The organism is Sulfitobacter sp., assembly GCF_041552635.1.
GTDB lineage: Bacteria > Pseudomonadota > Alphaproteobacteria > Rhodobacterales > Rhodobacteraceae > Sulfitobacter.
This window is the reverse complement of the sequence record NZ_JBFEKM010000131.1, coordinates 1-11,683: the sequence shown is the minus strand read 5'-3', so window position 1 is coordinate 11,683 and position 11,683 is coordinate 1. Positions and strand designations below refer to the sequence as shown.

Genomic DNA, 11,683 nt, shown 5'->3' with positions numbered 1-11,683 from the left:
GCCTTGCGTTCCGTGTCGCTGCGCAAAAGGACCGCACCGGGTGCCGCACCGATATGGGGGGTCAATTCCTGCGCAACGGTTGTTTTACCACTTCCCGAAAGCCCGCCAATCAGAACAAGCGTAGGTGCCGTCGGTAACAAGGCCCTGATCGCTTCGGTTAGATACAGCAAAGCGTCATCGTCCATAGCTGTGCCCGTCGCGCGGGCGGTTTGCGCCAGCACCATCGCACGGATCGCGGCACGTACTGCGATGAACAGGGGCAAAGTGGTCAGACCGTCGTCATCTTGGCCCAAGCCCGCCAGCAGATAAGACCCCAACACGATATTGGCAGCGCGACCAAGATCCCGATGCAGCAAGTCCATAATCAGAAACGCCAGATCATACAGCACATCGCATGTTGCCAAAGCTTCGTCGAATTCCAGCGCGTCGAACGGCACTGGCTTACCGTTGAGCACTACCAGATTGCGCAGATGCAGATCACCGTGGCATCTGCGGACATGACCTGTTGCACTGCGGTGGCGCAGTAAAGGGGCAAGACCGGCCAATACGGTGCGGCTATGCGCCTGAAACCGGCCAAGCTGTGGTGTGTCCAGCAAATCGCCCAGAACTGAAAACTCCCGGTCGAGTTCGTCCAGTATGTCAGCGATCAGCCCTGCGCCATCGGCCATGCGGTGCGGGGCCGCTGCGTGATAGTCGAACACGGCCTGCCCAAGGTCGCGGGCAAGTGTGTCGTCAAGCCGGCCTTCGCATGCGATCACCGACAGTTCATCCGACGCCGGAAACCGCCACATGCGTAGAACCCATTCGACCGGCGTGCCGGTACCATCCAGCGCAAGACATCCGTCGGCCTCGCGCGTGACGGGTATCACATTGTCGTAAATCTCGGGGGCGACGGGTTTGTTCAATGCCAGTTCACGCCGGATCATTTTCTCGCGACGCTCAAGCGTTGAAAGGTCCATGTAATCGTATCGCACGGCCCTCTTGATCTTGAGCGCCACATCGCCTGACAGAAACACCATCGCACCGTGAGTTTGCACCACATCAACGGGGCTGCCGCCGGGATGAGTATCGGCAGCAGAAAGGAAAGCGATCACCTCCTTTTGGAGGTCTGAATTAGCGTCCACCTGCGTCATATCCGGTCAGGCCCGAAAACTCTGCGCTTTAGTCTTCTCTCTCTATGCTGCATGGGGTCCCCCTCGGGTTTGCGGAAATGGCGTCGGTGAATGTCGGACCAGCGATTGATGAGCCGGCCCGGGCCGATCGCAGCAGGGACCTATCCTTCGTCCTTTGCGGTTTTGGTCGGGCTGGCGCTTACGGTAACATGGGCCGGCCTGATTAACCGTTTGCCCAGTGCAAATCCGGGTCGGTGCAAAACAAGCACTTCTCCGGCTTTGGCTTTGTCGGTTTCCTCTATCTGCATGGCTTCATGCAATGCCGGATCGAACGGCGTATTCCTTGGCGCGATCTCGCTAACGCCAAGAGCCTTCAGGCCCGTCTCGAAGGCTGCCTTGATGTTGTTCAGACCTTCCAGAAAGGCGGTCATCTGCGGGGTGTCGGCATCGGGGCTGGCCTGTGCCGTCTTGATCGCCAGACAGGTATCGTCGAACGCAGGGGCAAGGGCCTCAACGGCAAGCGCCACGCCGTGCTCGCGCCCGTCCAGGCGTGCCGCATCTGCACGCTTGCGGGCATTTTCCGCGTCAGCAAGCGCGCGCTTGAATTTGTCGGTAAGCACCTCAAGCTCTGCATCCATGTTCGTATCCGCAGCTTTTGACTGTTGATCTTTTGCGGCGCTGGCATCGGTTTTGTTTTCATTCTTTTCCATCATAGTTTCCTTTCCTGAGTTTGTGATATCAACGGATAAGTAGAAATATGCGGGCAGATCCACGCTGGATGGTCAAAGCGAGCGCTTGATCCGCAGACCGGAATTCTTTGGCGACCTCTTCTACAGACGCGACTGGCACGCGGTTAACGGCCAGAATGACATCGCCCGCTTCCAACCCGGAAAGCGCCGCGCGGCTGTTGATATCGACCTGAGCGACCACGACACCCGAAACATCGCCGTACAGCGGATCGCCCGGTTGCAGATCGCGCAGCTGTGCCCCTAACAGCCGGCCAAACCCACCTTCACCGCCGTCCGCGCCAAACGTGTTGCCCCTGCTCAAGGTGGCCTCAAGCGTCAGCGGTTGGCCATCACGGATGATTTCAAGTTCAATTTTCCGGCCAAGACGCTTGAGCCCGATTTGACTGCGTAGATCTGCGGACCCGGCCACCGGCCGACGATCGACGGACACGATCAGATCACCGGCCAGCAATCCCGCTGTTTCAGCCGGGCTGCCCGGCTCAACTTGGGTGACTACGGCACCGACACCGTTCGCAACGCCCAACGCTTTGGCAAGGTCGGGCGTGAAATCCTGGATCGTCACCCCAAGGCGTCCGCGCTGGACATCGCCAAATTCGATCAGCTGGGCGACCACCGCATCGACCATATTGGCAGGCACGGCAAAGCCGATCCCGACATTCCCCCCCGACGGTGCAATGATTGCGGTGTTTATGCCAACCAACCGACCATCAAGCGTCACCAAGGCCCCGCCGGAATTGCCCGGATTGATCGATGCATCTGTCTGGATAAAGTCTTCGTAGCCTTCGATGTTCAGCCCGCTACGCCCCTTTGCGCTGACAATACCGGACGTCACAGTTTGGCCAAGGCCGAACGGATTTCCAATCGCGAGGACATAATCGCCGACGCGCAACCGGTCACTGTCACCCAGATCAAGCGCAATCAGATCGTTTGCCTCTATCCTGAGCAAGGCGATATCCGTTCCGGGATCACTGCCGATCAGCTCTGCATCGACCTGCCGGCGGTCCTTGAGCGTCACGATGATCCGGTCACCGTTTTCCACCACGTGGTGATTGGTCAGCACATACCCCTCGTCTGCATCAAAGATAACACCAGAGCCCGCGCTGAGTTGACGCCGCATCTGGGGCTGTTGCGGCATCGGCTCCAAATCAAAAAAGTGCCTAAAGAATGGATCGTTAAAAAACGGGTTCAGGTCGGCTGCTTGCTGGCCTTCGACCGAAATATTCACCACGGCCGGGGTGATTTCAGCCAGCAAAGGGGCCAGTGTCGGCAAACCGTCTTCGTTCAGAAACAGGGGCCGATCCGCAGTTTGCGACATGGCCGGCGCGGCCAAGCACACAATAGAAATGCACAGTGCCAGCATCAGGCGGTTTAGCCGGGAAACAACAAGCATTGCTTTTCTCCTTGGGATCAGGCCGAGGGGCCGGAATTTCAAGTCTGGAGTGATTTATCCGGCTTTGACCGGAATGCGGCTGGCCCGCGCCTGAGAAGTCTTAGGCAGGCTGATGGTCAGCACACCGTTCTTGAAGACCGCTTCGGCCTTGTTTGTATCCACCCCCACGGGCAGCGGAATTATCCGGTAAAACGACCCGTAGGAGCGTTCGCGAATATGGACGCCTTTGCGGTCCTCTTGGTGTTCTGTGTGCTTTTCGCCACGGATGGTCATCGCAGTATCGGACAGCGAAATATCGATGTCTTTTTCGGTCATACCCGGCAATTCGACCGATACATCAACGCAGTTGTCCGTTTCCGTGATATCAGTGCTGGGACCAAACATGCCGGTGCCGCCATCATTCCAACTGGACTCAATTTTGAGCCAGAAATCCTCAACCACGTGATTGATATCATTTTGCAGCGCGGCCAAGGGGTTGGCCGCACTCGCACCTTCGGTTCCGGAGGTCTTCCCCTTGTGCCGCCCCCATGGAATTAGATCACTGATATGCATGTCGTGGTGCTCCCTCATTTGGTTGAAAGGCCGTCAGGGCATATCACGCCCCTTTAACCGACACCTTTTGGGTTTTGGCCTGCGGCGCACGCGGCAATTCCAGCTGCAAAACCCCGTTTTTGAAGGTGGCGTTGATCCCGTCCCTGTCGATTTCATCCGCAAGCGTGAAGACGCGGACATAGTCGCCAACGCGGTATTCGGACGCCATACGGCTGTACCCCTTCGGCGCATATGGTTTAACAGTGCCGCGCAGCGTCAGAACCTGCCGGTCCAGCGTCACGTCAACATCATCAGCGGCCACACCGGGCATATCCGCGACGATCACCGTCATATCAGCGCGCTCGAAAATATCGACGGCAGGGGTAAATGTGGCCGTCGCGCGGTTTTGTTCACCATGCATCGCGGCCATATGGCGCCTGTTACGGGTCGTGCGTTTTTGTGCCATGGTATTTTCCTTTGATCTGCGTTTCAGACTGGCTTGATTTCGATTCGTCTGGGCTTGTCCTCTTCGGGGCGCTGCATCTCGACTGTCAGCACACCATTTTCAAAGCGTGCATCAATCTTTTCAGGGTCCACGCGGAACGGCAGTGCCACCGACCGCGAGAAGGACCCTTCCAATCGTTCGTGGCGGTGCCAGACAATGTCGTCGCCGGTTTCAGCTTCGGGATAGGTGCCAAGAATGGACAGCATTGCATCCTTGACCGTGAGTTCGATGTCTTGCTCGGTCAGGCTCGGCAGTTCTGTGGTCATGACGATGCTATCCTGATTGCCCCAAAAATTGACGGGTGGATGGGTCACGGATTGACCGCGCGAACGGCCATCGTCGAAAAACCGGTTCATGGTATTTTGGACCCGGCGCATGCTTGTGAACGGATCGAATATGTTCACCGAGGGAAGACGTGTCTGTAGCATTTCGATACTCCTTTTCTTATCCCGGCGCGGATTGGCGCGACTGGCCCCCAACCCTGCGTGGCATTGCGGGCCGGTCGCGCAGAAATGGTTTTCACAAGCCGAACGGATAGGTTTCGTCTTCGGCGGCGTTTGTCAGGGTGGGCAGTGGGTTGATCGCCTGCGTTTTGTCGAACCAGACGAAGGCATCATATTGGTCGGGCAGGGTTGCGCTGCTGTAATGGCTCGCGCGTTCGGTTTCGGGACGGTAAATAACGCCGATGTAGCGTTGCAGCCGGGGGGAGCTCAAAAGCCGGTGAAACGCGCCGGACCGGTCTTTTTTGAAATCCCACAGAAAGCGTTCAAGATCGACATCATGGCACAGTGCCTCATAGCTGTCGGCGCGCGGCGGACGTATTGTCCTGATTTCCATCGGGGTGTCCCATTCCGGCGCGGCGGCAACGGTGCCGGATGCAGTCCCAAACCCGATCAAGGCCGCAGCTTCACCGTATTCCTGCCGACATAGCTGACCGATGTTCAACTCGCCTCTGGTGCGGCCCATATCCGTGTACCGCGCATCCCCGATGTGGGAATTATGCGCCCAGACCACGACTTTCTTGTCCGCCCCCGCATGGCCCATAATATGGCGCAGGGTTTGGAACATGTGGCGATCGCGCAGGTTCCATGACACCTTTGATCCGTAATACATTGCGCGGTAATACCGTTCAGCATTGGCGACCAACCGCGCATTCTGTGTCGCATCAAAGAACCGGTCACCGTCTTGCGCGCTATAGTCCAACTGCTTTTTGAACATGTCGACCAAGATCTGCGTGACGGGTTCTTCGCATATCGAGAATCCCGGTGTCAGGGCTGCCCGGCCATACGACGCGGGGTCATGCGACCACGCCGACAGGCACGCATATCGCGAACGGGCAATCTCGGCGGCGTTTTCGTCAACGCGGTCGAGATAGGTCAAGACTGCGGCCATTGAGGCGTTGATATTATAAAGATCAAGGCCATAGAACGCGACCTGATCCTGACTGTCTTTGGCGCGATTGTGTTGGTGAAGATAGCGGGTAAACGCATCGAATTCGATGTTGCGCCACATCCATGTGGGAAAGCGCGCAAAGGCGGCAGATTTCATCGCCTCAGGGCTTTTGTGACGGATATACCTATCGACCACGGCGGCGTCAGGCCAGTCGGCTTCGACGGCGACAATCGAAAAACCGTGCTCTTCGATCAGTCGGCGGGTGATGGCTGCCCGTGCGCGGTAGAATTCCGATGTGCCATGCGACGCCTCGCCCAGAAGCACCACCCGCTTTGATCCGAAACGGTCGAATGCCTTTGCAAATTCAGGATCGTTGATCGGGGGCAGGGGTTCTGCTGCCGCACGCAAAATGGCCTTTGCCGCGACGGGTTTTGGCGGGGTGGGCGGCATCGCGTGTTTTGCCACGCTCGGCATAAGATGCGTCTTGAACCATGCCGCAGCATGGGAAACAGCCACGTCCAATGTGCCAGGCTCTTCAAACAGATGACCCGCCCCCGGCACGATCTCGAGGATCTTCGTACAGGTCAGCGCGGCAAGGGCGTTTTGGTTCAGCCCGATGACATCATGGTCCAGACTGCCAACGACCAACAATGTCGGGCTGATGACCTGTGGCAGAAAATCCATCGCCAGATCAGGCCGCCCGCCCCGCGAAACAACCGCAGCCACCCGGTCCTTAAGCTCGGCCGCTGCAACAAGGGCAGCACCTGCGCCCGTACTTGCCCCGAAAAGGCCAAGCGGCAAATCCTCGAGATCGGGTTCTGACGTGATCCAGATTGACGCTTCAACGATGCGATCCGCCAGCAGCGGAATGTCGAACACGTTGCGGCGGTCCTGTTCTTCGTGGGGTGTCAGCAGATCAAACAGGACAGTTGCAAACCCCTTTTCGTTCAGCTTTTCGGCAACGTATCTGTTGCGCGGACTTAGCCGGCTGGACCCGCTGCCATGGGCAAAAAGAACAACGCCGCGCGGGTTTGGCGGAACCGTCAGATCACCGGGCAACCCCAGCGGTGGGATGACAACCTGTCGCCTATGTGTCTGTGTCGCGTCCGTTCGCGCGCTGTCATTCGGGTGGGTCGGAACCTGCCCCAGCAGCGCCACCGTTTCCTCATCGCTCAGCTGATGAAAATCGCGATAGAATCCCCCAACGCCTTGAAAGAACGTCGCAGGGTGCAGGCAGATAATATCGTCCGCCTGATCGGAAATCTCGTCCAATGCCTCTTTCGGGGCGACCGGAAGGGCCACGACGATCCGCGCGGGCTTACTGCGTTTCAGCCCGATCAAGGCCGCTTTCATCGTCGCCCCAGTCGCCAACCCGTCGTCGACGATAACAATGGTTCTCCCCTTGGGGTCCAGCCGTGGTCGGTCGCCCAGATACCTCTTTTTGCGGCGGTCCAACTCAGCTCTTTGATTGGCCACAGCTTGCGCGACAAAGTGATCGCTGGCACCGGACAGGCGCTTTACGCTTTCGTTGATGACGATCTCTTGGCTAGCGCCTTCAACGATCGCGCCAAGGGCAACTTCGGGGTTGCGCGGGGCACCGATCTTGCGCACCAGTATCAAATCAAGGGGCGCATGAAGCCATTTTGCGATTTCGACCGCGACAGGGACGCCGCCACGGGGCAGGGCGTAAATCAACGGATGATCAAGCTCCATCGCGCCAAGGACTTCTGCCAACTGCCGACCTGCCGCCGCGCGATCAATGAATGTGAGAGCTGTTTGTTCCATAGGGTTAAAGCTATGATAACTGCGCCCCTTAAAGATTGAGTTTTGTCAATCGCAGTGCGAAATTCGGTCCTATTGAAAGCGCTTCGGCGGATAAGCGACGCCGCACCTATGCGCGACGTTAAGACCACAGTTCTGCCAGATCTATCTTACTGTCAGGACGCTGCAATCCGCGTGATGCAACACTTTCTGTGACACGCTGCCTAATACTGTTCTTTTAAGAACACCCAGCCCGCGCGATCCGATCACGATCATGTCGACGTTGAATTCTTTGGCCGCCTCCAGAATTTCATCGGCGTAGTCCCCCGACCTTACGGAAGTCTTGATGTTCCTTGCGCCTTGCTCCGCGCAATATGTTTTCGCTCTGGAGACGACCTGCTCTCCGAGCGCCGCGACGATCTTTGCGGATCTCGGGTCCGTCGCAGCCGCCCCCAGCACTTCAGGATGGCTTCCTGTGACATAGGCAATGCCCGGCGACACGACCGCATGCGCTTCTTGGACAAGGTGTTCGATCTCGGCCATGTGCATCAACTCCTCGGGAGGGCGACCGTGCATCAGGACATGCACGATAGACAAGTCTGCGTGCAATTCCCCCGCCAGCTCAGCTGCGAGGTTGATGGCCCGTTGCGCGTGTTGCGATCCGTCAACGGCTAAAAGGATTTTGTCGATCATTGCTTTGCTCCTTACCTTAGATGAAATGTGAGGTGCCTGCGCATGCACATGCGCGCGCCGCTATACCTGATGTACATATGTTCCCGGGGCCGCACACAGCGGTGGATACCCAAGCGACGGGTTGCCCGTTTTTGGCGGTTCTTCCCGACCGCTGCTTTGGTCACCCAGCCATGTCGCATAGGCAGGCCACCAAGATCCCGTGACAGTGGTTTGACCCGCAAGCCAGTGGTCAGGCCCGACATACAAGGCGTCGGCAGGCCGGTGCCCTATCCTGAAATGACGATTGGGGTGGCCCGGTTCGCTTAGGATCCCCCCGTTATGGCCGCCCTTCGTCAGAACAAAGGTCAGGTCGCAATCTGTGAAAAGCTTGGTTTTGTAGACTGACCGCCAAGGCGCTATATGGTCGGTTTCGGTTGCAACGACGAACATCGGGATCGAGATATCTTTCAACGCAATGACCCGTCCTTCGACGGCAAAACGGCCAGCAGACAGGCGGTTCTCAAGAAACAAACCCCGCAGATATTCCGAATGCATCTGCGCAGGCATGCGCGTCGTGTCACCGTTCCAAACGCCGATATCCGTTGGCAAATCGTCTTTTCCCAGAAAATACCGGTTCACAGCACGGGTATAAATCAGGTCTTCGGCGCGTATCGCGGAAAACGTGCGCGACATCTGGGGGCGGTCAAGATACCCCTGATCCCACATCATATCCTCAACGAAAGCGACCTGACTTTCATCAACGAACATCAGCAACTCGCCGGCCTCGGCGAAATCCACCTGAGCGGCCATCAAGGTGATGGACGCCAGCCTGTCATCACCGTCACGCGCCATTGTTGCGGCAGTAATGGCCAGCAAAGTTCCCCCAAGGCAATAGCCGTTAGCATGGACCTTCCGGTCCGGAACAATTGCGTTGATCGCATCCAAGGCCGCCAGCACACCGCTTTTTCGGTAATCCTCAAGCGACAGATACGATTGGTCCGCGGTCGGATTGCACCAAGAGATCATGAAAACGGTGAACCCCTGCTGCACAAGATAATTGATCATCGAATTATGCGGCGAGAGGTCGAGGATGTAGTATTTCATGATCCACGCTGGCACGAACAGAACGGGTTCGGCCTGTACCTGATCGGTCTGCGGCGAATATTGGATCAGTTCGAACAAATCGTTTCGAAACACCACCTGCCCCGGTGTACAGGCAAGATCAGGGCCGATCTTATATCCTTCGGGGGCGGGTTTGTGGCTCTGGGTCAGCGTCTGGATCATATCTTGGGTAAAATGTGATGCGCCGTCGACAAGGTTCTTGCCATTGGTTCTTGCTGTCTCGGCAATGATTTCGGGGTTCATCCACGGCAGGTTCGAGGGGGCCACCAGATCGAGCAACTGACGGATCTGGAAACGGGTCCGATCCGCATCCTGTTTGTGAAGACCGCGCATGTTGTCGGTCGCCTGATCCCACCAATCCTGCACTGATAAAAAGCTTTGCTGCCAGATGCTGAACGGGGCCTTTGCCCAAGATGGATCCGCAAAGCGATGGTCATAGTCCTTGGGCGCAAAGGGGGCAGTTACTTCAGATGAGGCCGAGCCGTCCTTGCCCGCCAATGCGCGAGCGGAAAACGTCAGCGTCTTGAGGAGATTGACCTGCGCCCGCTCGGCAAGCTCCAACTGGCGCCCCGGCGACCGGCTTAGGTGCAATGCCCAATCGCTCCAGGCTTCTTGAACGGAATGGGGGGATATACCGCCTGTCACCCGTGCAACGGCCGCCCGCATCGCACGATCCATGTTTTGATGCTTGTGCCGGGACGCCAGATCGCCACTGGCTGGCAGTGATGTCGGCACCGGCACCTGCGCTGCCCTATGTTCGGTACGCTTTGACGGGGTTTTTTCCAACTTTCAGGTTCCTTCTTTGCAGTTCAGCTGGATGGGGTCGCGATCCGTCCATTGGTTTCCTAACCCAAAGGACAGGGTGGCGGATTGACCTGCGTCATGTTGAATACCCCCGCCCAAGCGCGCCTGTTCGGAATATCGTGCTGTCAGCGCGGGTCACAAATCAGCCGTCTTTCAAGATGACCTCTGACACATCGCGGCGGGCTGTCGGCGCAAGCGTGGTTTCCGACCGCCCCACCCGCAAAAGTAACTGGGGCTGACTGTCCAAGCCCGCCACAAATTTGATCTCGGGCCGAAGTGCGTCGATTTCAACGGGCTGGTTCAGATAGGATGTCGACAGCCCCAGCGACGTCGCCAACAGCGTCACCCTGCCAAGAGCACGGCCTGTGTTAATCCAGCCTGATGTGGTATCCACACTGCCAAAAACCAGCAGCGCAGGCGTGCCTGACAGGATTTTCGCCTCATCCGCAGCGGCGATACCGTCGCCCATGTCGAATGTCCGGATAACAAGGCTCCCGACCCCCGACAACAAATCCGGCAGACCAAGACACGCACCTGACATGCCATCGCGACTATCCAAACGTTTAGAGTGTATCCACGCGGCAAGTTCTCTGCGAAAGCACGGGTCCTCGAACTGGCGGCGGTCCCCTTCAGCCACCAGAATGGCAAGCTCCACGCGGTCCTCGATCTCAGCCAGCAGCTTGATCTCGATGTCTGTTTCACGCGCGATCTTGGCACAGCCACTGGTGAAATCCACCGGAACGTCATCCATCGAAAACGCGGTGCGGTCGGTGCGGCGGCTCGGGATCGCTTTGAACAAGGAGACGTCATCAGCGGTGGGCGCTGCACCGGGCGCAAAATGGATACGGGCCAACAGGTCGGGGTCATTGCTGTCAGGGCTGATGGACAGGCTGGTTTTCAAACCAAAGCGCCTTGCCGCGACCTCAAGCAATCCGATGGCTGCGCCACAACTGATTTCAAGCGCACGGTCGTGGGGGTCAACCACGGGCAGGGCGCGCGTCCGGTCGGCAATCACATCCACAAAGACGTCCGACACCCGAAAAAGCCAAGGCTGCGTGTTATGGCCCGACGGTGCCAAAATTGCGTACCCGATCAAAAAGACGATCTGGTCGTGCAACGATCCGCCTTTAGGAAAGTCACCAGCGGTGATGGACCATGGAGAGGTCGCGTTCGAGATCATCGGAATTCACCATAAGATGCTGCACCAGTGATACCCAGCCTATTCATCCAACCCCTGTTGGCATTGATGCGGATCAATCGCACCGGGTTCTGCGGCGGTACAAATGATCAAGGATCAATCTGATCGTTCTTGGACAGCAGGCCTAACAACAAGATCAGAAGACTGTCAGGGGGCGTTCAACATGCAAGACACGACACTCAAATTTTGCGGCGCGGCACGCACGGTGACGGGGTCATGCTACTGGTTGCAGACAGATCAGTGCAGCTTTCTGGTGGACTGTGGCCTGTTTCAGGGGCCCAAGACACTGAAAGAACTAAACTACGGCCCGTTTCCCTTCGACCCCGCCAAAATTGATTTCGTACTTCAGACCCACGCCCATATTGATCATTCGGGGCTACTGCCGAAATTAAGCACCTTGGGCTTTGACGGACCAATCTATGCGACCGAAGGCACAAAGGACCTTTT

Annotated in this window: 11 protein-coding genes; 1 reads left to right on the top strand and 10 read right to left on the bottom strand. The window is 57.5% G+C overall.

Annotated features, from left to right (window positions below):
• The 10 genes from ABYT07_RS14850 to ABYT07_RS14805 form a co-directional block, all read right to left on the bottom strand.
• A partial coding sequence (locus ABYT07_RS14850; protein ID WP_372992822.1) for an AAA family ATPase occupies positions 1–1,094 on the bottom strand: 1,094 nt, incomplete at its 3' end.
• A 179-nt stretch (positions 1,095–1,273) separates the two neighbouring features.
• Positions 1,274–1,822 (bottom strand): nucleotide exchange factor GrpE, encoded by a 549-nt coding sequence (locus tag ABYT07_RS14845; RefSeq protein ID WP_372992821.1) that lies wholly within the window; start codon positions 1,820–1,822, stop codon positions 1,274–1,276.
• Positions 1,823–1,850: 28 nt separating this feature from the next.
• Positions 1,851–3,251 (bottom strand): DegQ family serine endoprotease, encoded by a 1,401-nt coding sequence (locus tag ABYT07_RS14840; protein ID WP_372992820.1) that lies wholly within the window; start codon positions 3,249–3,251, stop codon positions 1,851–1,853.
• Positions 3,252–3,305: 54 nt separating this feature from the next.
• Positions 3,306–3,803 (bottom strand): Hsp20/alpha crystallin family protein, encoded by a 498-nt coding sequence (locus ABYT07_RS14835; protein WP_372992819.1) that lies wholly within the window; start codon positions 3,801–3,803, stop codon positions 3,306–3,308.
• Positions 3,804–3,846: 43 nt separating this feature from the next.
• A complete protein-coding gene (locus ABYT07_RS14830; RefSeq protein ID WP_372992818.1) occupies positions 3,847–4,248 on the bottom strand; it encodes an Hsp20/alpha crystallin family protein in 402 nt (133 codons plus the stop codon).
• A gap of 23 nt (positions 4,249–4,271) precedes the next feature.
• On the bottom strand, positions 4,272–4,715 hold the full coding sequence (locus ABYT07_RS14825; protein ID WP_372992817.1) for an Hsp20/alpha crystallin family protein: 444 nt from the start codon (positions 4,713–4,715) through the stop codon (positions 4,272–4,274).
• A 91-nt stretch (positions 4,716–4,806) separates the two neighbouring features.
• On the bottom strand, positions 4,807–7,464 hold the full coding sequence (locus ABYT07_RS14820; protein ID WP_372992816.1) for an erythromycin esterase family protein: 2,658 nt from the start codon (positions 7,462–7,464) through the stop codon (positions 4,807–4,809).
• Positions 7,465–7,605: 141 nt separating this feature from the next.
• The gene (locus ABYT07_RS14815) at positions 7,606–8,133 is read right to left on the bottom strand and encodes a universal stress protein (RefSeq protein ID WP_372992815.1); all 528 of its coding nucleotides are present in this window, start codon (positions 8,131–8,133) and stop codon (positions 7,606–7,608) included.
• Between the two features lie 60 nt (positions 8,134–8,193).
• Positions 8,194–10,020 carry a PHA/PHB synthase family protein gene (locus ABYT07_RS14810; RefSeq protein ID WP_372992814.1) on the bottom strand — a complete coding sequence of 609 codons (1,827 nt, stop codon included), beginning with the start codon at positions 10,018–10,020 and terminating at the stop codon, positions 8,194–8,196.
• A gap of 160 nt (positions 10,021–10,180) precedes the next feature.
• Entirely contained in the window at positions 10,181–11,218 is a 1,038-nt protein-coding gene (locus ABYT07_RS14805; RefSeq protein ID WP_372992813.1) for a hypothetical protein, read from the bottom strand.
• Between the two features lie 181 nt (positions 11,219–11,399).
• Between ABYT07_RS14805 and ABYT07_RS14800 the strand changes: the two genes are divergently transcribed.
• Positions 11,400–11,683: MBL fold metallo-hydrolase (locus ABYT07_RS14800; protein ID WP_372992812.1), on the top strand; the 284-nt coding region annotated here is incomplete at its 3' end.